Source organism: Halosimplex salinum (assembly GCF_003730195.1).
Taxonomy (GTDB): domain Archaea; phylum Halobacteriota; class Halobacteria; order Halobacteriales; family Haloarculaceae; genus Halosimplex; species Halosimplex salinum.
Map to the genome: position 1 here is coordinate 479,849 of NZ_QWGG01000002.1, position 22,087 is coordinate 501,935.

Below are 22,087 nucleotides of genomic sequence, written 5' to 3' on the forward strand. Positions count from 1 at the left end.
GGCCGGCGGCGCGCGCCGCCGGCGTCGCGAATCGCTCCGGGCGGATCGCCGACGTGCCGAGGGTTCGAGGGGGATACCCCTCAATGGGCGGCTTGCATATGTCGCCACACCGGGTCGGGAGCGGCGACTACTGGCCCGAGCGCAGTCGCGTCCCGATCCGGAGCGGCAGGTCGGCCTCGCGGACGGCGTCGACGACGCGGTCGACGTCGTACTCGACGCGGCGGGCCTCGATCTCCTGCGTGTCGAAGTCGACGAGCGAGTAGGCCGCTCGCGGGTCGCCGTCGCGGGGTTGCCCGACGGCTCCGGGGTTCAGTATCAGCCCCTCGTCGAAGATCTCGTGGCCCTGCACGTGGGTGTGGCCCGTCACCAGCACGCCCTCGTTGCCGAGCATGTCGGCGCTGTACTCCTCGGGGTAGGTGTAGCGGTCGGGGTCGTCGGGGTGACCGTGGACGAGTCGCATCTGGCGGTCGCAGACGACCCGCTGTTCGGGCAGTTCGCCCAGCCACTCCAGCTGGTCCTCGGAGCAGGTCTCGCGGGCGTGGTCGACGGCGGTCGCGGCCATGTCGTTGAAGCCGTAGGCCTGGTCGAAGGCCACCGCGCGGTCGTGGTTGCCCATCACCGTCGGCACCTCGCCGTCGGGCAACACGTCCGCCGCTTCGTCGCTCAGCCCGTGCTCCCCCTCCCCGCGGATCGCCGCCACGCACTCGGCGTGCCAGGGGTTGTACCCGACGATGTCGCCCGCACACACCAGCCGGTCGACGGGCGGCATGTCTTCGAGGACCGCCTCCAGCGCGACCAGATTCCCGTGGATATCCGAGATGACGCCCACTCTCATGGAGTGGCGTGCGCGCTCCTCTGTCTTAGTTGTACGGCAGACTCGTGTTACACAGGTGTCAGCTGGCGGCCGCGACGGCGGTTACTCGCCGCTGCCACGCTTCGCGGGTCACTGCGTTCCCCGCTCCGCCTCGAGACCTCCTCCTTCGCTCCGCTGCGCGCGGGTCGGCTTCGCCTCCCCGTTCGCGCAGATCGAGGCGCGTACGCGCCTCGCGTCAGTCGTCGGTCTCGCCGTTCACGATGGCCGTCTCGAACCCGTCGACGGCGGACCCGGAGACGCCGACGGCGCAGACCTCGTGTTCGAACGCCATGTCGTAGGCCTCGCGGGCGGCGCCGGCGGAGTCGACCGCCGCGAAGTCGACGGCCTCGGGGCTGTCTCTCTCGTAGGTCGCGACGAGCGTCGGTTCGGTGACCTCCTCGACGAGCAGGGCGTCGCGGCGGACGGTCCCGATCACCGCGCCGGGGCCGGTCGCGTTCGTGCTCGGGTCGGCGGGGTCGACGCCGACGATACCGGCGACGCGGGGCGTGTCGTAGTCGTCCTTCTCGAAGTCGAGCGCGAGCAGCGGTTCGGCCAGCGCGTCGCGGGCGGGGTAGCCCATCGCGAGTTTCTCGGCGATCGGGTCGACGTGCGAGCCGTTGCCGATCACGGCGCCCCGGGCGGTCCCCTGCAGGCAGTTGTACTCGACGTACGGGTTGTCGGTCTCGGGGGCGTCGTCGGTCGGACCGACGGTGACGGTGCCCGGCTGACGGCCGGTCGCCTTCCGGTTCGGGAACGAGCGGGAGGAGACGCGATAGGCGCCCACCTCCGGTGCGACGACGACGAAGCGTCCGACGTACATGTCCGAATCTCCGCCCCAGTCGCGAAAGTAAATGTCGGTTCGTGCGAGGCGCGACCGGAGGGAGCGCCTCGAGACGAATCGGGGGGTGCGGGGTCGACCGCAGGGAGGCCCCGGGTGCGAGCGGCGACCCGCTGAGCAAGCGGTACGGGGACGGACCGACCGCAGGGAGCGCCCCGAAACCGGGCGAGAGCGCGGGGGTTATGCCCCTCGCGCTCCTGTATCCGTCGATGACAGCAGGCCTCGATGCGGACGTCGTCGGTGCCGACGCGGCGGCCGAACGCCGCGACGAAGTGGTCTCGGACGTCACCGACCACGCCGGCCGAATCGCGCGCGAACTCGCCCGACTCCAGGGCGGCGACTACGGCCAGGAGGAGTTCGAGACCGACCGCGGCACCTGGACGCTCAAGTACGAGGGCGGCGACGTGCAGTACCTCAGGTTCGAGGACCGGGGGACCGAGACGTACGTCGTCTCGACGCAGCAACCGCCCGAACCCGCCGCGCTCGCCGACGCGATGACCGACTACGACGCGTTCGTCGAGTCGTTCAACGACTACGTCCGCTCGCTCGACGGCGTGCTGGACGACGTGTCCGACGAGGTTCCCGACCTCGTCTCCGTCGACTCGGTCGTCGAGGAGCGCGAGCGGATCCTCTCGCGGATGCGCGAGACCTGCGACCAGATGGCCCAGCAACTCCACCGCGCCGAGGGCGGCGACTACGGCTCCTTCGGCGCCCGCGTCGGCAGCTCCCGCTGGGAACTCAAGTGGGAGGAGGGGCGGACGAGCTACCTCCGCGTCGGCGGCGAAGGCGGCGTCTACATCATCTCGCAGTACCAGCCGCCGTCCGTCTACGACCTGCGCTCGCACGCCGACGACTTCCCGGGGTTCGTCGAGGCGTTCAACGAGCACGTCGAGGAGATCTCCGAGGCCCTCGACACGGTGTCGCTGTAGCCGACTCCGTCGGGGATCGCACTCCCGCTTAGTTGTCGGCCGCGATTCGATTCTCGTGTTTCTCGGCGCCGATGGTCAGGCCGGCCTTGGCCTGGTCCGCGCTCTCGAAGGACAACTCCTCGACCGGCACGTCGTGGACGTCGTCGTACTCCTGGATCACGTACGTGTAGTAGTACTGTATCGCCCGCCGCGCGTTCTGTGCCGGACTGCCCTTCAGGACGTCCGTGTTGAGACTCAGGTGGACGACCTCCGGGAACGGAAGCCCGAGCACCTCCTGGGCCGCAGCGATCGCCTCGTAGTCCTCGTCGCGGATCCGAACTGTCTCGGACATATCTCTCGAAAATCACGACGACGATTTAATTGTTACGAAGTGTAACAGGATGTTACGGAGTGTTACAGAATCGAGTGCTCGATTCGTGGCGGCTGAGAACCCGCGCACCGGTCCGAAGAACGGCAGACGTTGCCGCTCGCGGTGGATCTATGTCGAGGGCGGCCGGCCGAGAACCCGTGGCCGACCTGCAGATCCGTCGGTACGAACCCGGGGACGAGGACGCCGTCTGGGACCTCCACGAGCGGGCGCTCCGGGACGTGGGCGCCTACGACGAGGCGTACGCCCATCTCGACGCGGACCTCCGGGCCGTCGAGTCAGAGTATCTCGACGCGGGTGGCGAGTTTCTCGTCGGTGAGGTCGAGCGGCGAGACGCGAGTGGGACCGACAGCGGACTCGTCGCGATGGGCGCGATCAAGCCGTCGCCCGACGTCGACCACCACGAGAGCGACCCGGATACGGTCGTGGTCCGGCGGATGCGCGTCGACCCCGAGCAGCAGCGGCGGGGTTTCGGGAGCGCGATCCTGGGTGAACTGGAGACTCGCGCCGCGGATCTGGGGTTCGACCGACTCGTCCTCGACACGACGCCGGATCAAATGAGCGCCATCGCGCTCTACGAGTCGTTCGGCTATTCGGAGGTTCGTCGGGAGTCGACGCCCGCCGGGGAGCGGATCGTCTTCGAGAAGCATCTGTAGTCTCTGTTTCACTTTCACTCCGTGGCTACCCGTTAATATCTCGGGGATAGCCACCGGAAATATGGCGACGACGGAGGAGGAGTGCATCGAATCGCTCCAGAAAGCGGCGGAGATGCTGGGACAGGCGCCCACGAAGAAGGAGTACGTCGAACTGGAGTTGACGCCGGCAGCGTCCACTATCATGCGGATCCTCGGTGGCTGGAACGAGGCCAAGGAGGAGGCTGGGTTAGAAACCTATGCACAGAGCGACAACGGTGGGTATCCCGTTCAGCCGAAACCGGACGACGTCGAACTACCCGAGGGAAAGGTGTGGGAAGAGCTATCGGGGTACCAGCGGTGGTACTACAAGAACAGGGAAGCGGAAATTCAGAAAAAAGAAGTCAGGAGAGAGATGCTACGCACGTGGCTTCACGAGTTCAAACGTGACCACTGCGAGTGTGAACGGTGTGGAGCTGGCCACCCCGCGTGTCTCGACTTCCACCACACGAACTCCGACGAGAAAGAACTCGGTGTCGGAGAGATGGTCAGCTACGGATACGCGAAAGAGAGTATCCGCGAAGAGCTCGAGAACTGTGAAGTCCTCTGTGCAAACTGCCACCGGAAAGAACACTACGAAGTCCCTGATCCGATCGCCGAAGAAGCCTAATTCCCTACGGATGTTACCGCGTCACAGTACCCATCTGCTCCGCAACACTCAAGTATAACTCCGCCCAATTCTGAGATACGACGTCGCCCAAGATCGGACGGGTGACATGTCAGAGTCCCGTGGGGTAGTGGCCAATCCTGTCAGCTTCTGGGGCTGACGACGGAAGTTCGAATCTTCCCGGGACTATCTTCTCTTCCAAATATCAGATTGGTTAGCAACGACTCCGCCGCTCTCCTACCCCTCCACGACGATCTTCCCGACGCTCTCCCGGTTCTCCATCGCGGCGAAGGCCGCGCCGGTCTCGGCCAGCGGGTAGGTGTCGTCGATCACGGGTGAGAACGCGCCGTCGGCGACGAACTGGACGAGTCGCTCCAGGTCGGGCTGGGTACCCATCGTCGAACCGACGATGCGCTTGTGCTGGAGGAAGAGGTCGGCGACGTCGAACTCGGAGACGCCGCCTGCGGTGCGGCCGCAGACGACCATCCGGCCGCCGCGCCGGAGCACGGACTGGCCGAGTTCCGAGTACTCGCCGCCGAGGTGGTTGATCACGGCGTCGACGGGCTCGTCGACTGCCTCGCGGATCTCGTCGACGTCGGCCGATTCGATCCCTCGATCCAGTCCGGCCTCGCGGACGCGGTCCAGTTTCGCCGCCGAGCGGGAGGTGCCGACCGATTCGAGGCCGAGCCCGTCACAGAGCTGGACGGTGGCGACGCCGACGCCGCCGGTGGCGCCGGGGACGAAGACGCGGTCGCCGGCCGCCACGTCCGCACGCTGGAGCATCCGATAGGCGGTCGTGTACGCCGTCGGGAGCGCGGCAGCGGTGGTGGCGTCCATCTGCTCCGGGATCGGCACGAGGCGGTCGGCGGTCACGAGCGCCCGTTCGGCCAGTCCGCCGTGGTACAGCGAGAAGTTCTCGCACATATTCTCCGGTCCCTCGCGGCAGAACCGGCAGGTGCCGCAGGTCTCGTTCGGGCAGAGGACGACGCGGTCGCCCGTGTCGACGCCGGTCACACCCGGTCCGGTCTCTTCGACCGTGCCGGCGACGTCGAGGCCGGAGACGAAGGGGAGGTCGTCGGCGTCGACCATCGCGGAGTCGCCCTGCAATATCCACAGGTCGTGGCGGTTGATCGCACACGCGTCCACGTCGACGACGGCTTCGCCTGGGCCGGGGTCGGGGGCTGGCTGGTCGACGATACCTACGCCGTCCGGGCCGACGAGGTCGGTGAATGCAGCGGCGCGCATCGCTTCCCGATTCGAGGGCCAGGACCATGAGAGCGGCGTCGCCGGCGACGCGTTCGCGAACCGCCCGCCGTGGATTCTTGGTGCTCGGCGTCCATCTCCTGGTATGGCGCCTTCGCACGTGCTCGTCCCGCTGGACGGGTCGCCGCTCGCCGACGACGCGCTCGCCCACGCTCTGGAGACCTTCGACTGCCGCGTCACGGTGTTGAACGTCGTCACGCCGCTCGACTCGGCGATGAGCGAAGGCGGTGTCCTCGAAGCCGGCGACGAGCGCGAGGCGGAGGCCCGTGAGCGCGCCGACCGACTGGTCGAGCGTGCACGCGAGCGGGCCGCCGAGGCGGACAGGAGCGTGGAGACCGTCGTCGAGACCGGCGACCCCGCCGACGCGATCCTGAAGGTCGTCGGGGAACACGGCGTCGACCACGTCGTCATGGGCGGCCACGGCGGGGAACGGAGCGCTATCGGCCGGCGACTGCTCGGGACGGTGGCGACGACCGTCGTCGGAGAAGCGCCCGTCTCGGTGACCGTCGTTCGGTGAGATTGTGTGTTTCGTTCTGGATGCGTTGTGTAGATCTGTATACGCTCGACTGACATGGTCTGTGTCACGGCAACCGCACGTTGAGGCGAACGCTGAAAGCCCTCGGCCCGCTCGCTATGAGTCGGGTCAGCCGCTGGTGACTGCAAGCGTTGAAAGCCCTCGGCCCGGTCGTGACGCCGCGGCTCGCTGCGCGCGCTCACTCCGTTCGCGTGCTTACTTCGCCGGGGCGCCGAAAGACTCGCTCCGCTCCTCTTTCGAGTCCTCGTTCGCACGACTCACGAGGACGCCGACGACCGGGCCTCGCCCTTTCAGTCCACCAGGAAACCACCCCACACGGCACCGCAGACAGCCTCGTACCTCCCCAGCCGATTCCTTCGCTCGCTCCGCTCGCTCAGTCATCCCTCGCACGACTACTGTCGCGAGATAGAACTCGCGACAGCGCGCGCCATTCACCTCGGTCCTCGCGCGGCTCCGATTCCATCTTCACCCGCCGAGCACGGCGGCGAACAGCCGGTAGAGCCCGAACCCGATGGCGATGGAGGAGACGAGCGTGATGAGCCAGAAGGCGATGGTGACGCCGATCTTCCGGCGGGAGACGCCGGCGGACCCGCCGGCGAGGCCGCCGCCGATGACGCCGGAGATGATGATGTTGTTGAACGATATCGGGATGCCGAGGGCGATGGCGAGCTGCGCGATGATGAACCCCGGGACGAGCGCGGCGATGGAACGGCGGATGCCGAGCGAGGCGTACTCGCGGGAGGTGGCCTGCAGGAGCCGCGGTGCGCCCATCCAGGCGCCGCCGAGGATGCCGACCGCACCGATGGCGAGGAGGACGATGCTCGGCAGTCCCAGCTCTGCGCTGTAGAGGTTTTCCAGCGGACCGGTCGCGAGGCCGACCTGGCTCCCACCGCTGGAGAAGGCGACGACGCTGCCGAGGACGACGAGGAACGTCCGGATCCCCTTGTCGACGGACTGCTGGGTCCGCCGGCGGATGAACTGGAAGCTCAGGGCGGCGAACGCGACCGTCACGACGCCGATCATGGGGTGGATACCCCCGACGGTGGGCAACTCGACCAGATCCGCGACGAACCCGGCCAGGGAGTTCTGGGTGGCGTCGGGGCCCGAGGGGATGATGCCCAGCTGGACGTTGGCGATGATGGCGCCGACGACGGCGGCGAGGAGGGGGACGCCGACCGTCTCGGGGATGTCGTCGCGGCGGAGGATCGTCGCGGTGAGGTAGGCGAGGCCGCCCGAGACGGGCGGGACGAGCACCCAGAAGGTCACGATCCGGCGGTAGGTGTCGAAGGCGGGGGCGCCGCCGAGCGAGAGGCCGACACCGACCATCGCGCCGGTAGTGGCGAAGGCGGCGGGAACGGGGTACCCCGTGTAGACGCCGAACGCCATGAACGCGCTGGCGGTCAGGAGGCCCGCGGTGGCCGCGAGCGAGGTGATCGCGACGCCGTCGATGAGGCCGGCGCCGACGGTCTCGGAGATCGCGCCGCCCTGCGTGAGCGCCCCGAGTGCGGCGAGGATCCCGATGAGGAAGGCCGCGCGCATCGTCGAGATGGCGTTGGCGCCGATGGCGGGGGCGAAGGGCGGCGAGTTGCTGTTGGCGCCCAGCGCCCACGCGGTCAGGAGACTCACGACCGTCGCGAGGACGACCAGCGCCCAGAATCCGACCCCCGGCACGACTACGACACCTCGACGGCGGGCGTAGGTACCATGACCGGAGCGTTGTGCCGGCGGCCGAATAAACGTTCGCGCACGCTGGTACCGCTCCAGCGAGCATCACACGACACGGGCACAAGACATATCCGACGTCACACGAAGAACTGGCCATGCAATTTTCCGGTGCGTCCGACTCACCCGTCCGTGAGGTGGACCGATGACCCCGGACGGACCGCGGACGCTGACCCGTCGGAGCCTGCTCGGTGCCGTCGCAGGAACGGCGGCGCTGGCCGGCTGCGGCGCCTTCGAGCGCGACCCCGACGAGGCGACGACCGACGTTCCCGCGGATCGGGCCCGGGACCTCGCCGAACGGTTCGCCCCGACGCTCTTCTTCGACGAGGGGGAGCGGTGGTTCCCGACGGACCCGCGGCCGTACGAGCGCGACCGCGACGGCGAGACGGTCGTCGACGGCTTCGCGGCCTTCGACGGCTACACCGCTGCGTTCGACGGGGACTCCCCGCCCGATCCGACCGTGTTCTACAACGCGGTCGCGTACGAGGACTCGCCGCTGGCGGTCGTCCAGTTCTGGTTCTACTCGGCGTTCGACCAGTTCACCACGAACTTCCACTGGCACGACTGGGAGGTGCTGCAGGTGTTCGTCGACACGGACTCGGGCGACCCGCAGCTGTACGTCGCCAGCTCTCACTCCCGGAAGGTCCCCAACAACGAGTTCCTCGACCCGGACCCCGACCGACAGCCGCGGATCCTCTCCGAGCTGGGCTCCCATTCGAGCGCGCTGTCGGTCAACGAGACCACCGACCGCTTCCAGCGACTCGGCGGCACCGACTTCCTCGCGGACATCACCAACAGCGCCATCGAAGGCATCGAGGACGTGGCGGAACTCCCGCTGGCCTACGGCCTCCCGCGTGACGAGGGCGGGCGGCTCCCCTTCGTCGTCCCGGAACTCGACGACGCGCCCATCTACGAACACGACCGACTCCCGTCGGTGACGGAGTCCGACCTCGTGCCGGCAGCGGCGACGATCCGGTCGTTCGACGCGCTGTCGTCGCCGCCGAGCGGTCTCCCGGAGCGCTCGACCGGGCTGGTCTTCGACGCGGCGGCCGCCGACACCGACACCGACGTCGACGCCGACGTGACGTACGACCTCGCACCGACGGCCGACCTCGAACACGTCGCCGACTTCACCGGCCCGCAACTGAGCTTCGAGTTCGCCATCCCGGGCGCGGTCGAGGACGCCGTCGCGAGTCACCTCACCGCGCCGGGGTCGCCGTGGGAGCAGGAGCGATACGAGAACCCCGCGGCCGACATCTCCGACCCGAACCACCGACAGGCGCTCGCCGACCGCTACGACGCCGTCGGCGACCCCGCCCCGATCAACACCGTCTTCGCCCGCGTCCTGGAGTCGGTCCCCTCCCCCGACGCCCCGGAGGACGAGGGCCTGACGACCGAGGAGTCGCGGGTCGAAGCGGTCGCGCTGGTCGAGAGCGACCCCGAGGCGGTCCCGACGTTCGGCGGGATCGCCGTCGCGCAGGACGTGCCCGACGGCGAACACCGACTGACGGTCAACGGCGCCGGCCTCGCACCTCACAGCGAGACGGTCGCCGTCGGCGAGGCGGCGGCGACCGACGCCTCGGCGACTGCAACCGGAACCGTCGAGGGCGACACCGAGACGGAGACCGACGACGGGACCCGGACGCCCGGTGACCATCCCGCGCCGGGCGTGACGGCCGCCGGCGTCGGCGGCGACGTGGCGCTGGTCGCCCGCGAGGACGCGACGAAACTCGCCGTCGACCCGACCGAGAGCGACGACGACCTGACGGATTTCGCCGTCGAGGACGACTTCGCCGGGCGCCTCTACGACGCGCCGCTGTCGGGCCCCGACGCCGTCTACGTCCACCGCGGCGGCGCCTACACGACCGAGGTCAGAGACGCCGACGACGAGATCGGTGCCGACCGCGTCAACCCCGGCGCCGAGGAGCGGGTGGACGTCGACCGCCCGCGAACGGGAAAAGCGTCGCTCGCCCGGTATCTCGCCGACGTGGCCGAAGAGACCCGAGCGGCGGTCGCGGCCGAACTCGACGCGGAGAGCGACGACGACGGCGACGGCGACGATTCGCCGGGGCAGGGACAGGACGGCGGCGGTGGCGGTGGTGGCGAGAGCGACGACGACGGTGACGCCGGGAATTCGCTCCGCGGGTTAGTGCAGGTGCTCGAAGCCATCGCCGAGGCCGCCGAGCGGGCCGCCGAGCGCGCCGAGGCCGGCGACCGCGGGCAGGCCGACGCGAGTATCGACGCCGTGGCTTCGCGGCTGGAACGCGCGACCGAGCGACTGGAGGCGGCCCGCTCGGACCTCCCGCCGGGGCTGGCGAACGCGGCCGACAACCGCTTCGAACAGATCGACCGGCGGTCGAAACAGGCCAGAAACTCCGAGAAGCTATAGAGCGGTCGTGGCCGACGCCGCGGTACGCCGCGGCCGACCCCCTCACTCCGCAGTCGAATCGGATTCGGTGTCCGGGTCGGACTCCGCGGCCGGATCGGACGCGACGGCTTCACCCTCCTCATCCTCTTCCTCGTCTTCTTCCTCGTTTCTGCGGACGACGAGCACGGGGCCGACCGTCTCGCTCGCGACGCGCTCGGCCTCGTCGCCGAAGAGGAACGACCTGAGCGACGGCGCCGCCTCGCCCATGACGACGGCGTCGTGACCCGGCGCCGCGTCGACGAGCGAGTCGAACGGTGCGCCGGTCACGTGCTCCGTCTCGACGGCGATACCGGCCTCGCGGAGCGCCGCCGCGCCGTCGTCGAGGGCGGTCTGTTCCGTCTCGCCCTCGTCGTCGGAGGCGAAGAAGAGCGTCACCTCGATGTCGCGGTCGCCGACCAGTTCGGTGACGAACGCCGTGATGCGGTCGACGGCCACGTCGCCGATCACCGGGACGAGCAGCCGCTCGACCGGTCCGGTCGCGCCGGTGACGGCGAACGCGTCTGCGCCGGTCTCCTCGGCGACGCGCTGGATCGACTTCTCCCGGTCGTGCGTGAACACGAGGCGCCGCTCGGCCGCGCCCCCGGCGGTCGCGAACTCCTCGGTCACGTCGTCGAGCGCCTCGTTCGCCCGGTCCTCGTACTGGAGCCTGGCCTGGTCGGGCGGCGTCTGCTCGGGCAGGACGTGATAGCCCAGGACCGTCACGTCGACGGTCCCCAGCAGGTCTATCAGCCCCGGGGAGACGGTGTCCCCCTCCAGTATCGCCAGCGACACGAGGACGCGAGTCATAGTGCTCCCCTCAGGCTAACGTCGCGAGCGTAATAGAAGTACCAGGCCGCGCTGGCGAGCATCACCGCGAGCCCGATGACCTGTGATATCCGTTGCATGAAGCCGATGAGCGCGAAACTCGACAGCGCGCCCAGTATCGGCACGACGGGGTAGCCGGGCACCCGGAAGTCGGGGTCGTACCACTCCGGTTCGTCTCGGCGGAGCATCAGGAGGGCCACGCACATCAGCCCGTAGAGGATGAGGTGCAGGAAAGAGGCGACCTCCGCGAGGACCTCGACCTCCCCGGTCGCGACGAGCACGAGCACCGGCCCGCCGGCCAGCCCCAGCGCGACGTGGGGCGTGCCGTACTTGAGGTTGATACGACTGGCACCCCGCGGGAGCAGGGCGTCGCGGGAGACGGCGTAGATCGCTCTCGACGTGCTCAGGATCGAGGCGTTCGCGCTGGACATCGTCGCCAGCAGGCCGCCGAAGACGATGGCGAGCGCGCCCGCGCCGCCGAGGTAGTGCCGACCCACGTCGACCATCGCCGTCTCGCCGAGTTCGGCGAGGCGGGCGCTCTCGAACGCGCTCGTCGCGACGAACACCGTCACGACGTACAGGACGCCGACGATGACGACCGACCCGACCATCGCCAGCGGGAGGTTCCGTCCCGGTTGCTTCATCTCGCCGGCGACCGTCGCGACCTGCGCGAACCCCAGATAGGAGGTAAACACCAGCGCCGCGGTCGTCAGGACCGACACCGGACCGAACGGCATGAACCGTTCGGGAGCGCTCGCCGTGCCGACCACGCCCAGCGCGTCGAGGCTGCCGTACAGGAGAAACACCGTGAGGATCGAGAGGAGGAGCGCGACGACACCGTTCTGGAGTTTGGCGGCGTTCTCCGTGCCGGTGACGTTCAGGACGGTGAAGCCGGCGCCGAACAGCAGGGCGATCGGGATGACGAGGCCGCTGCCGACGGTGACTCCGATCTCGGCGAGCGTGTCGACGGCGTAGTAGCCGAAGCCGACGAGGTAGAAGGCGGTCGCGAACACGAGCCCGAACCACAGCGAGAGGCCGACGACCGTCCCCGCGAGCGTGCCCAGGCCGCGGGAGATGAAGTAGTAGCCGCCGCCGCTTTTCGGCATCGCCGTCGCGAGTTCCGAAGTGGGGAGCGCGACCAGCAGCGCGACGACCGCGCCGATGGCGAACGACCCCGCCGCGGCCGGGCCGGCCTCTCCCGCCGCCAGGCCCGGGAAGACGAAGATACCCGCGCCGATCATCGTCCCGATACCGATCGCGAGGCCGCCCGTGAGGCCGAGCGTCCGTTCCAGCTCGGCGTCGTCGGTGATCGTCGCTTCCTCGGTCTCGACTGTCTCCTCGACGATCGGCGCCTCGCCCTCGACGTTCGTCCCTCCGGGGAGGTTGCCGTCGGTCGCTTGGCCGTCCACCTCGCTCCCGGCGCCCGGTCCGTCCTGTGTGTCCCTGCTCACACGTCAGCAATCAGCCGCCGGATACAAAGGTCTACAGGCGTCCCGCGCGCCGTCAGCCCGGGATCGCTCGGGCGGGGCCGGCGGGTCGCTCAGGTGAGGCCGCCGGCTCGCTCAGGCGACCCCTGCCTCGCGCATGTACTCGTCCAGACGCTCGGCGATCGCCCGGGCGAACTCCTCGTCGTTGATCGCGGCGTCGATCTCGATCAGTTCGATCCCCTCGTCGAGGTGGTCCCGGAGCGCGTCGAACAGCGCCGCGTCGGCCTCGGGGTCGTGGAAGTCCTCGCCCTCGACGTCGAGCATCGAGACGCCGTCGAGCGGGAGCGCGAGCGCCGTCGGCCCGGTCGCGTCGTTCAGTTTCGCGGCGATGATTTCCCCGAGTTCGGCGTTCTCCTCGGGCGTCGTCCGCATGAGCGTCACCTGCGGGTTGTGGACGTGGAACTCGCGCCCCTCGAACTCCTCGGGGACCGAGTCGCGCGGCCCGAAGTTCACCATGTCCAGCGCGCCGACGGAGACGACCTGCGGGATCCCCGCCTCGGCGGCGGCGTCGAGACGCTCCGGACCGGCGCTCAGGACGCCGCCGACGAGTTCGTCCGCCCGCTCGGTCGTGGTGACGTCGAGGACGCCGTCGATGACGCCCTCCTCGATCAGCGACTCCATGGCCCTGCCGCCGGTTCCCGTCGCGTGGAAGACGATGGTCTCGTATCCCCGGTCCTCGAGGTACCCGCGGGCGGTCTGGACGCACGGCGTCGTGACGCCGAACATCGTGATGCCGACCGTCGGCCGGTCTTCGACCTCGACGTCCGGTTCGTTGGCGACCATCCCGACGACGGCGAGCGCGGCGTTGGAGATGACCCGTCGGGAGAGCCGATTCAGTCCCTCGACGTCCGCGACGGAGTACAGCATCATGATGTCACGAGCGCCGACGTAGGGCTCGGTGTCGCCCGAAGCCATCGTGGAGACCATCACCTTCGGGACGCCGACCGGCAGTTCCCGCATCGCCGCGGTCGCGATGGACGTGTTCCCCGACCCGCCGAGGCCGAGGACCGCGTCCAGCACGCCCTCCTCGTGGAGTCGCACGGCGACGGCGGCCGCGCCCTCACCCATCGCTTCGGTGGCCTCGCCGCGGTCGCCCGCCTCGCGGAGCGCGTCGATGGTCGTCCCGTCGGCCTCGGCGACCTCGCCGGCGGACGTGTCCGGTTCGAACTCGGGTTCGCCCATGATTCCGACGTCGACGACGTGGACGTCGAGGCCCTGGGCCTCGATCACGTCGCGGGCGAACGCGATCTCCTCGCCTTTCGTGTCGAGCGTCCCGACGATGACGACGCTCACGGTCGCCACCCCCGGGATCGGGCGAGGGCCGTCGCCGGCCGCGAACGGGTTCGAGTCGGGGCCATCAGAAGTCGATCTCCTTGAAATCGCGGGCCTGGTTCTCGATGGCCTCCTCGGTGGGCAGGCGTTCGATACTGGACGCGCCGAAGAACCCGATCACGCCTTCGGTGTTGTCGAGGACGTACTCCGCGTCGTCGGGCCAGGCGATCGGCCCGCCGTGGCAGATCACCATAACGTCCTCGTTCACCGCTTTCGCCGCGTCGCAGTGGGACTGCACCCGCTCGGCGGCGGTCTCCAGGTCCAGCGCGGTCTCGGCGCCGATGTCGCCCGACGTGGTCAGTCCCATGTGGGAGACGACCACGTCCGCGCCGGCCTCCGTCATCGCTCGCGCCTGCTCCTCCGAGAAGACGTACGGGCAGGTGAGCATCCCCTGCTCGCTCGCCTCGCGGATCATCTCGACCTCCTCGTCGTAGCCCATCCCCGTCTCCTCCAGGTTCTGCCGGAACCCGCTGTCCTCGTCGATGAGCCCGACGGTCGGGAAGTTCTGCACGCCGGAGAACCCCCTGCGCTTGAGGTCCTCGATGAAGACGTTCATGTCCCTGAACGGATCCGTTCCGTTGACGCCGGCGAGTACGGGCGTGTCCTCGACGACCGGCAACACCTCGTGTCCCATCTCGACGACGATCTCGTTGGCGTCGCCGTAGGGCAAGAGGCCGGCCAGCGATCCCCGGCCGTTCATCCGGTAGCGCCCGGAGTTGTAGATGATCAGCAGGTCGACGCCGCCGCGCTCCGCGAACTTCGCCGAGATCCCCGTTCCCGCCCCCGCGCCGATGACTGGTTCGCCGCTTTCGACGACCGATTCGAGTCGCTCCAGGGAGTCCGCACGGCTGATTTTCATGGTACGTGTCCACACACGAAGAAGCCCCTAATCAATATGTTGTGCAGCTATCCGGTTCACGCCCCGTCGCGGTGACGGGATAGTACCCGGATAGTTGCGGGCTCCTGCCGACCGTCCCGAATCTGCGCTTCTATATGCGAATCTGACAGGTAGGAACATCTATACGACGGTCGTGCGAACGATCCGCACGCAAGCATGTCCGAGGAGTACTTCGTCGAGAGCGGGGACGTATCGACACAGCAGTTCGACTGGGGGACGCTCAAGTGGATGGCGACGCCCGACGTGAACGGGTCCGAGCGGCTGAGCGCGGGCGTCGTCCAGCTCGAACCGGGGGAGGGCCACGACCTCCACGAGCACCCCGACAGCGACGAGATCCTCTACTTCCTCGCGGGCGAGGGCGAGCAGACCGTCGCCGGCGATACCAGGGAGGTGTCCGCCGGGGAGATGATCTACGTCCCGGAGGGCGTCGAGCACGGGACCCGGAACACGGGGTGGGAGACGCTGAAACTGCTCGCCGTCTACGCGCCGCCCGGACCGGAGTCCGAACTGGCCGAAATGCCCGAGTGCGAGGTCCTCCCGGCCGGAGAGATTCCGGCGCGGGACGACTGACGCCGGAGCGCCGGTGCGGACGCGGTCGGCGGGTCAGACGCGGTCGGTGAGACTGACGCGGTCGCTGTGCCTCAGTACGGGTCGGGTTCGAGCGTACCGTCCTCGAACGCCAGCGGCCCGAGTTCGCCGACGGTCACGTCCGGCCGCTCGCGCAGTTCGTCGGCGACCGGTTCGGAGACGACCAGCGAATCGGGTTCCATCGTACTCGGGATGCGCGCGACCCGCAGTTCGCTCGGGTCCGCGACGCCCGTGGTCGAACACGAGAGCAGGAGCGCGGTGGCGTCGTCGGGGACGACGAAGGGCAGTTTCGCCCGCCGCGGTTCGCCGCTCGTGACGATGTTGACGTACGTGTCCTCGAAGTCCACGTCGGCCACGAGGCCGCGGTGGACGAAGTCGGCGAGACCGATCCCGACGGCGTTGCCGTGCGAGGGGTCGGTCAGCGACCGGGCGTAGACGCGGGTTATCGACGGCGAGTCGGGTTCGGCCTCGCCGTGGAAGTCGTAGCGGCCGAGGACGTTCGTGTCCATCCCGGTCCCGGACACGTCTTTCCCCATCGCGTCGACGACGAGCAGGTCGAGGTCGTCGACGGGGAGTTTCGGCAGGTGTTCGCGAGCGAGGTCGAGGAGTTCCGGTTCGCGGTCGAGCACGGCCGCGGCGTCGATCCCCTCGACGTGCGCGGTGCGGTGGGCGGCGTTCTCGACGAGCGCGAGGCCGCCCACGACGGGCGTCTCGCGGCGCAGGACCTCGTAGCGGTCGGCGATCACGTCGGCGAAGTCGGTCGCGATGGCGGCGTTGTGCAGCGACTCGGCACCGCGGTGTTTTCCGAGGCCGATCACGGCCATCTTCGCGAGGCCACTCTCCACGTCGCCGCGGAAGTCGGTGTGCGGTTTGACGCGATTGGCGAGCAAGATGGCGTCCGCTTCGAGCGCGTCCTCCGCGGCGTACACCGGCCGACCGAGGTCGTCCTCGCCGACCGCCTCGATGGCCATCGACGACCTGATCTCGCACCCCAGCGCTTCGGGCGTCATCCCGAGCGCCGCGAGCGTCTCGCGCTGACCCGCCGCGGTCGCGCCGCCGTGGCTCCCCATCGCGGGGATCACGAACGGCTCGAACCCCCGCTCCCGGAGGCGGTCGACGGCCGCCGCGAGCACGGCGGCGATGTCGTGGATCCCCCTGCTCCCGGCCGTGACGGCGACGGTCGACCCCGCGTCGAGGTCGTCGAACCCGTCGATGGCGTCGACGGCCGCTCTGGTCGCCGCGCTCACGTCGTCGACGGACTCCGGGTTCCGCTCGCGGCGGGCGACGGCGAACTCGGGGAGGTCGTCGCTCGTGTACTCGCTGGCGCTCCGTAGCGCGTCGGCGTCGGGAAAGTCGAGGGTCATCGGGCTCCGCTCGGGTTCGGTTCCGAGTCCGATTCGAGAGCGTCGTCCCGGGCCGCGCGGTTGCGAGCGATCCGCGCGGCGAGTTCGACGGCGTCGACCATGCTGGCCTCGCTCGCGACGCCCTCGCCCGCGATGTCGAAGGCGGTGCCGTGGTCGACGCTGGTGCGGACGATGGGCAGGCCGATGGTGACGTTCACGCCCGAGACGGCGTCGTCGCTGGCGAACCCGAGCATCTTGATCGGGATGTGGCCCTGATCGTGGTACATGGCGACCACGCAGTCGTAGGCGCCACCGGCCGCCTGCGCGAACACGGTGTCGGGCGACTCGGGGCCGTGCACGTCCAGTCCGTCCGCGCGGGCGGCTTCGACGGCGGGCCGGATATCGCTGGCCTCCTCGGTGCCGAGCAGGCCGCCGTCGCTGGCGTGGGGGTTGAGCCCCGCGACGGCGATGGTCGGGTCCTCGACCCCGAGGTCGCGGAGTCCCTCGTGGGTCACGTCGATGGTCGCCCGGACGCGACGCGTGGAGACCCGGTTGCAGGCCTCCGACAGCGACACGTGCGTGCTGACGTGGGTGACCACGAGACTATCCTCGACCAGCATCATCGCGTAGTCGTCGGTGTCGGTGTAGTCGGCGAGCATCCCGGTGTGACCCGCGTACTCGCTCCCAGCGAGCCGCGTCGCCTGTTTGTTGATCGGTGCGGTCGCGATGGCGTCGACGTCCCCGGCCGTCGCGAGTTCGATCGCCCGTTCGACGTACTCGAGGCTCGCCTCGCCGTAGGCTTCTCTGACGACGCCGCGCTCCAGGCTCTCGGCGTCGACGGCGTCCAGGTCGAGCACTGGGACGGTTCCGGGATCGAAGGTCGCGTCGGCCACCGACTCGACGGCGGCGACGGCGAGGTCGCTGTCGCGGATTTCGACGGCGGCGCGGATCACGTCGGCGTCGCCGACGACGAGCGGGTTCGCGGCGTCGACCATGGTCGAATACGCCCCGACGACGACCTCGGGGCCGACGCCCGCGGGGTCGCCCATCGTCACGGCGACTGTCGGTCGCTCCATGTCACCGATCCAGCGCGTCCAGACAGTTGAAGATGACTCTTTCGTCGCCGAATCCGCCTGCCTTCGTGACCACTCGCGTCCCCGCTGCCGGCCCGGTCGCGATCCGCCCCGCTGGTACCCCGTCGGCGACGGACTCGCCGGTGAGTTCGATCGCGTCGGCTGCCAGCGCGTCGAGGACCGCTCCGGCCACGTCGCCGCCGGTGAGAAACAGCCCCGCGGGAGCGGCGTCGGCCACCGTCGAACGCGCCGCAGCGGCGAGTGCGGTCGAGACGCGCTCCGCGGCCGTCACCGCCGCCGCGTCGCCGCCGTCGAGGTCGGTGGCGGCCCGTTCCGCGGTGGCAACGTCGTCGGTGTCGGTGGCGGCCGTCACGACCGCTCGCCCCTGCCGGTCGAGCAGGTTGACGAGAGCGTACGCGGCCGCTCGACCGGTCGATTCAGGGTCGCGAACGGCCGCCGCCGGATCGAGTCGGACGACAGCGTCGCCGTCGACCGTCGCGAGCTGGGTCAGCGTGCGCTCGTTGACGCTCCCGACGACGCCGAGGACGCCGGCGCCGTCGGGACCTGCCGGTACCTCAGTATCAGCACCGCCGCCGGCGTCGGCGTCGCCCGGCACGTCGACGTGGGCCGCGAGCCCGCCGCTCCCGACGTACAGCGGGGTCGTGTCCGTGGAACCCGCACCCGCCGCGACCGCTTCGAGGTGGCGCTCCGTGCGCGCGTCACAGACGACGAGCGTCGGCCCGTCACCGCTCGCGAGTTCGGCGAGGCGGTCCGCGACGGTCGCCGCGCCGCTCTCGACGGTCGCGGTGTCGAGGTGGGCGACCGGATACTCCGACGGCGCGAAAACGGCTCGCAGATCCGACTCGTCCACGCCGTAGCCCGCCTCGGCCAGCGGCGTCCCGTCGACGAGGTGGCGACCGTCCTCAGTGGTCCGCCCGGTCGACGGGAACGCGGGCGCGACGACGGCGAGGTCCGCTCCCGAGGCCGCGACGGCGGCGTCGACCTCCGCGACGACGTTGCCCCGGAGCGTCGAGTCGACCTTCTTGTACACCAGTTCGGCGGGGGCGGTTTCGACTGCGCGCGTCACAGCGGCCGCGGCCGTCTCGGGATCGGCGTCGCGGCTGTCCGTGTCGACGACGAGCACGTCCACCTCGACGGCGTCGCCGTCTGCGGAGCGGCGGACTCGGACGGTTCGTCCGCCCGCGGCGAACCCGTGACCGGTGTCCATCGCGCCGGTCAGGTCGTCGGCGACGACGAGCGCGGCTGGCATTGGCCCGGGTTCCGCTCGCTCGTACTTAACCGCGTTCGTCCCGACCCGCTCGGCGGCGGTCGCATATCGCCGGCCCGCAACTTATCGGATGCACGCCCCAACCGGCCACATGAGCGAACCGAACCAGGCGGTCGTCGACGAGATCATCCGCGAAGGGGAGGCGATAGGCGCGCGCGGCTTGGTCGAACTGATCGAACGCTACCACCGGGGACCGGGGGTCGAACTGGAGACGATCGAGGCGTACGTCGAGGAACTCGAAGCCCGGGACGACTACGCCTTCGACGGCGCGGACTTCCTCGCGCACGTGGCGGAGAACACCACCGACGCCGACTGGTGGGAGGGCGGCGTGTACTACGAGATCGGTGACGACGCCGACGACGACCGGATCAGTCTGTTCCCGCGGGCGTGGCACGACCACCTCGGCGGGTCGGCCGACGTGACCGAGTACGTCGCGTTCATCGAGGACGAGGACCCAGAGTACCTCGAAGACGTCGAACTGGGCGGTCCCGGCTCGGGCGTCCCGGAGAAGGCCGTCGTCGAAGCGATGATGCTCGTCGGGCGGGTTCAGCGCGGCGACGCCACCACGGCCATCCACGAGGCCCGCGACGCCGGCGAGATCGTCGAGGACGCCGACCAGAGCCCCGAAGCGGACATCTACCTCACCGACCGGGCGCCCGAGGAGTTGCGCTGAGTCGGGGGCCGCCCCCGTCTCGACCGAGGTGTCGAAGCCGTCGTCGACTGACTGCCGCCACGCCGCTACAGGTGGATCCGTTCCCAGCACCCTTCGGCGCGCGCCCGTTTCTGGGCCCGTCCGATGACATCATTTTTCGCCCGAGTGTAGGCGCTCACGTCGTGGCGCGTGTGTTCGATCGAGAGTACGAGGTCGCCCGACCGCCTCGACCAGCCGCTCGCGCTCACGCTCCAACAGATCCGGCCACGCTGGATCGTAGTCGCCGATCTCGATCGTGTATTCGGACATGGACCGGGCTACTACCGCGACCGGGGAGAAATCTTGTGTGATCAGTCGTCGGCCGGCTCCGCCCCGCTCGACGACTGCGGCGACTCCGAGGACTCCCGCTCCAGCGCGTCCAGCCCGCCGAAGAAGTAGCCGATCATGAACGTCGAGAGGACGACGACGTGGAGCCCGACCTGGTCGATCAGCGGGACATCGACCGAGAAGACCGCCTGGAACGCGATCATGATCACGAAGACCTGTCCGATGGCGCTCCACCTGTTGTCGCGCCAGCTCCCGTCGGTACTGGTGTAGACGGGGTGTTCGCGCACGGCTCGCGACATCGCCAGCCAGAGGACGAGCACGGAGAGTCCGGCGGCCGCCGCGAGCCCCGGCGCGGCGTCGAACCACCAGAGCACGGCGCCCGTGCTGACGCCGAGGACGAGTGCGAGGGCCCGATGGAGGAGTGTTCGCTGCATCGGTCCGATCTACGACTGCGGCCGTGAAAAATCCACTGCGGAGACACGACGCGGTCGGTCGTCGGTGTCGTTACGCCGGATCGAGTACCGCCAGAGCAAGCTCTGGCGAACACGACGAAGCTACGCTTCGTCGAGCGTGTCGAATCGGAGATTCGCCGGCTCGATCCGGCTCAAGGAGCCGGATCGAGGAGCGTCTCACCGGGTTTCATGTGCTCCTCGACGGCGTCGAGGTCGAGCGTCACGCCGAGGCCGGGGTCGTCCGAGAGCGGGACGGCGCCGTCCTCGATGACCGAGTCCTCCTCGACGAACGTCTCCCAGTCGGGGTCGTCGCGGCCGTGCCACTCCAGCGCGAGGAAGTTCGGGCTGGCGGCGCCGACGTGGGCGCCGGCCACGGTCCCAAGCGGCGAGGAGACGTTGTGGAGCGCGAGCGGGATGTAGTAGTCAGAGGCCATCTGCGCGGCCTTGACCGTCTCGGCCATCCCGCCGAACTTCGGCATGTCCGGCTGGAACACGTCGACGCCCTGCTGTTCGATCATGTCGCGCGCGCCGTGGGAGCGGAACACGTTCTCGCCGGCGCAGATGGTCGTGTCGGTCGCCCGCGTGACCTCGCGCTGGACCTGCAGGTTCTCCGGCGGGACGACGTCTTCGAGCCACCACACGTCGTACTCCTCGACGGCGGCGGCGAGGCGGCGGGCGCTGTCACCCGCGTAGTTCCAGTGGCAGTCGAAGGCCACGTCGGCGTCGTGGCCGACGCGTTCGGTGACCGCCTGCACGACCGACGACTTGTAGTCGATGGCCTCGGCGTTGAGGTGGCGGTTGTGCCGGTCCTTCTCGTAGCGCTTGCTCGCGTCGAGGTCGAACTTGATCGCGTCGTGGCCCTCCTCGACGACCATCTCCGCCGCGTCGGCGTAGCTCTCGGGCGAGTAGATGTCCCGGTCGTGTTCTTCCTGTTTCGCGCCCTCGAAGGCGCCGCCGAGGTGCGCGCCGGCGTGACAGTCCACGTAGATCCGCGCCTCGTCGCGGTACTTCCCGCCGAGCAGGCGGTAGGCGGGCTGGTCCTCGAGTTTCCCCGTCAGGTCGTGGAGCGCGATGTCGATGCCGGAGATGGCGCTGACCGTCGCGCCGGCGAGCGACCCCGTCGCCGAGTGGATCTCGTACAGTCTGTGCACGAGCGGCCCGACGTCGCGCGGGTCCTCGCCCACGAGCCACTCTTTCGAGTCCCGCACGATGTCGGCCACCCCTGGCCCCCAGTAACACTCGCCCGTCCCCGTGGCACCGTCGTCCGTGTAGATCCGGACGAACGTCCACGTCCAGTCCGCGTCAACCTGCGTCGCCTGTACGTCCGTGATTTCGACGTCCGTCATGACCCCCCGTTTCGAGGCGACGGTAATGAACGTCGGGGGCCCCGGATCACTGGCCCGCTTCTTCGGGAGGACTACTCACACCGTCCCGACGGCTGCCGGAGTCTTCGCGCTCGACTGTCGAAGAGATCTCCACCGAGACGGCTGGAAATGTGTCGCTACCGACACTCGACGCTCGACAGATCCGAGTAATCGGTCCATACTACCGTTCAAGCGCTCGAATACGACCGTTCACGCGAACCGGACGATCGCTCCAGTGGTGTGAT

General features: G+C 69.3%; 21 protein-coding genes and 1 tRNA gene. 8 read left to right on the top strand and 14 right to left on the bottom strand.

The genetic code is table 11. The features are described from left to right. Positions 1-127 precede the first annotated feature (127 nt). Together D1409_RS07580 and D1409_RS07585 are read right to left on the bottom strand one after the other, a co-directional pair. Positions 128-835, bottom strand: a complete 708-nt coding sequence (locus tag D1409_RS07580) for a metallophosphoesterase family protein (RefSeq protein WP_123535668.1) — start codon at positions 833-835, stop codon at positions 128-130. 214 nt (positions 836-1,049) lie between these two features. Continuing rightward, positions 1,050-1,673, bottom strand: coding sequence for an IMP cyclohydrolase (locus tag D1409_RS07585; protein WP_123535670.1), 624 nt, complete (start codon positions 1,671-1,673; stop codon positions 1,050-1,052). A 227-nt stretch (positions 1,674-1,900) separates the two neighbouring features. On the opposite strand from D1409_RS07585, the gene D1409_RS07590 reads away from it, so the two are divergent. After that, a complete protein-coding gene (locus D1409_RS07590; protein ID WP_123535672.1) occupies positions 1,901-2,620 on the top strand; it encodes a hypothetical protein in 720 nt (239 codons plus the stop codon). A gap of 28 nt (positions 2,621-2,648) precedes the next feature. On the opposite strand, the gene D1409_RS07595 is transcribed toward D1409_RS07590, so the two are convergent. Next, positions 2,649-2,951, bottom strand: coding sequence for a hypothetical protein (locus tag D1409_RS07595; RefSeq protein WP_123535674.1), 303 nt, complete (start codon positions 2,949-2,951; stop codon positions 2,649-2,651). A gap of 176 nt (positions 2,952-3,127) precedes the next feature. Between D1409_RS07595 and D1409_RS07600 the strand changes: the two genes are divergently transcribed. From D1409_RS07600 to D1409_RS07610, 3 genes are all read left to right on the top strand, one after another. Next, positions 3,128-3,643: a GNAT family N-acetyltransferase gene (locus tag D1409_RS07600; RefSeq protein ID WP_123535676.1), complete on the top strand. Its 516-nt coding sequence runs from the start codon at positions 3,128-3,130 to the stop codon at positions 3,641-3,643. Positions 3,644-3,704: 61 nt separating this feature from the next. Beyond that, positions 3,705-4,289 (top strand): homing endonuclease associated repeat-containing protein, encoded by a 585-nt coding sequence (locus D1409_RS07605; RefSeq protein WP_123535678.1) that lies wholly within the window; start codon positions 3,705-3,707, stop codon positions 4,287-4,289. 113 nt (positions 4,290-4,402) lie between these two features. Further along, positions 4,403-4,475, top strand: a tRNA-Gln gene (locus tag D1409_RS07610). A 48-nt stretch (positions 4,476-4,523) separates the two neighbouring features. Here D1409_RS07610 and D1409_RS07615 read toward each other — a convergent pair. After that, the gene (locus tag D1409_RS07615) at positions 4,524-5,531 is read right to left on the bottom strand and encodes an alcohol dehydrogenase catalytic domain-containing protein (RefSeq protein WP_123535680.1); all 1,008 of its coding nucleotides are present in this window, start codon (positions 5,529-5,531) and stop codon (positions 4,524-4,526) included. Positions 5,532-5,634: 103 nt separating this feature from the next. Between D1409_RS07615 and D1409_RS07620 the strand changes: the two genes are divergently transcribed. Beyond that, positions 5,635-6,066: a universal stress protein gene (locus D1409_RS07620; protein ID WP_123535682.1), complete on the top strand. Its 432-nt coding sequence runs from the start codon at positions 5,635-5,637 to the stop codon at positions 6,064-6,066. A gap of 483 nt (positions 6,067-6,549) precedes the next feature. Here D1409_RS07620 and D1409_RS07625 read toward each other — a convergent pair whose 3' ends face one another. Further along, positions 6,550-7,755 carry an inorganic phosphate transporter gene (locus D1409_RS07625; protein ID WP_123535684.1) on the bottom strand — a complete coding sequence of 402 codons (1,206 nt, stop codon included), beginning with the start codon at positions 7,753-7,755 and terminating at the stop codon, positions 6,550-6,552. A 196-nt stretch (positions 7,756-7,951) separates the two neighbouring features. On the opposite strand from D1409_RS07625, the gene D1409_RS07630 reads away from it, so the two are divergent. After that, positions 7,952-10,195, top strand: a complete 2,244-nt coding sequence (locus tag D1409_RS07630) for a hypothetical protein (protein WP_123535686.1) — start codon at positions 7,952-7,954, stop codon at positions 10,193-10,195. Between the two features lie 42 nt (positions 10,196-10,237). On the opposite strand, the gene D1409_RS07635 is transcribed toward D1409_RS07630, so the two are convergent. The 4 genes from D1409_RS07635 to D1409_RS07650 form a co-directional block, all read right to left on the bottom strand. Further along, the gene (locus tag D1409_RS07635; RefSeq protein ID WP_123535688.1) at positions 10,238-11,020 is read right to left on the bottom strand and encodes a universal stress protein; all 783 of its coding nucleotides are present in this window, start codon (positions 11,018-11,020) and stop codon (positions 10,238-10,240) included. Further along, positions 11,017-12,447, bottom strand: coding sequence for an APC family permease (locus tag D1409_RS07640; RefSeq protein WP_123535997.1), 1,431 nt, complete (start codon positions 12,445-12,447; stop codon positions 11,017-11,019). Before D1409_RS07640 ends, D1409_RS07635 begins: the two co-directional genes overlap by 4 nt. Positions 12,448-12,600: 153 nt before the next feature. Further along, the gene (locus tag D1409_RS07645) at positions 12,601-13,818 is read right to left on the bottom strand and encodes a Tm-1-like ATP-binding domain-containing protein (RefSeq protein WP_123535999.1); all 1,218 of its coding nucleotides are present in this window, start codon (positions 13,816-13,818) and stop codon (positions 12,601-12,603) included. A 64-nt stretch (positions 13,819-13,882) separates the two neighbouring features. Further along, positions 13,883-14,716 carry a phosphoenolpyruvate hydrolase family protein gene (locus D1409_RS07650; RefSeq protein ID WP_123535690.1) on the bottom strand — a complete coding sequence of 278 codons (834 nt, stop codon included), beginning with the start codon at positions 14,714-14,716 and terminating at the stop codon, positions 13,883-13,885. Between the two features lie 195 nt (positions 14,717-14,911). Here D1409_RS07650 and D1409_RS07655 point away from each other — a divergent pair, with 195 nt between their 5' ends. Beyond that, positions 14,912-15,325, top strand: coding sequence for a cupin domain-containing protein (locus D1409_RS07655; protein WP_123535692.1), 414 nt, complete (start codon positions 14,912-14,914; stop codon positions 15,323-15,325). A 71-nt stretch (positions 15,326-15,396) separates the two neighbouring features. On the opposite strand, the gene D1409_RS07660 is transcribed toward D1409_RS07655, so the two are convergent. The 3 genes from D1409_RS07660 to D1409_RS07670 are packed head-to-tail and all read right to left on the bottom strand — an operon-like array spanning position 15,397 to position 19,029. Then, the gene (locus D1409_RS07660; protein ID WP_123535694.1) at positions 15,397-16,707 is read right to left on the bottom strand and encodes a DUF362 domain-containing protein; all 1,311 of its coding nucleotides are present in this window, start codon (positions 16,705-16,707) and stop codon (positions 15,397-15,399) included. After that, on the bottom strand, positions 16,704-17,762 hold the full coding sequence (pdxA, locus tag D1409_RS07665) for a 4-hydroxythreonine-4-phosphate dehydrogenase PdxA (RefSeq protein WP_123535696.1): 1,059 nt from the start codon (positions 17,760-17,762) through the stop codon (positions 16,704-16,706). Before pdxA ends, D1409_RS07660 begins: the two co-directional genes overlap by 4 nt. 1 nt (position 17,763) lies before the next feature. Then, complete coding sequence (locus D1409_RS07670) at positions 17,764-19,029, bottom strand: four-carbon acid sugar kinase family protein (RefSeq protein WP_123535698.1); 1,266 nt, start codon at positions 19,027-19,029, stop codon at positions 17,764-17,766. A gap of 109 nt (positions 19,030-19,138) precedes the next feature. Between D1409_RS07670 and D1409_RS07675 the strand changes: the two genes are divergently transcribed. Then, positions 19,139-19,720, top strand: a complete 582-nt coding sequence (locus tag D1409_RS07675; RefSeq protein WP_123535699.1) for a hypothetical protein — start codon at positions 19,139-19,141, stop codon at positions 19,718-19,720. Positions 19,721-20,049: 329 nt separating this feature from the next. On the opposite strand, the gene D1409_RS07680 is transcribed toward D1409_RS07675, so the two are convergent. Together D1409_RS07680 and D1409_RS07685 are read right to left on the bottom strand one after the other, a co-directional pair. Continuing rightward, positions 20,050-20,460 carry a hypothetical protein gene (locus D1409_RS07680; protein ID WP_123535701.1) on the bottom strand — a complete coding sequence of 137 codons (411 nt, stop codon included), beginning with the start codon at positions 20,458-20,460 and terminating at the stop codon, positions 20,050-20,052. A 170-nt stretch (positions 20,461-20,630) separates the two neighbouring features. Next, complete coding sequence (locus tag D1409_RS07685) at positions 20,631-21,824, bottom strand: mandelate racemase/muconate lactonizing enzyme family protein (protein ID WP_123535703.1); 1,194 nt, start codon at positions 21,822-21,824, stop codon at positions 20,631-20,633. Between the last annotated feature and the right edge of the window lie 263 nt (positions 21,825-22,087).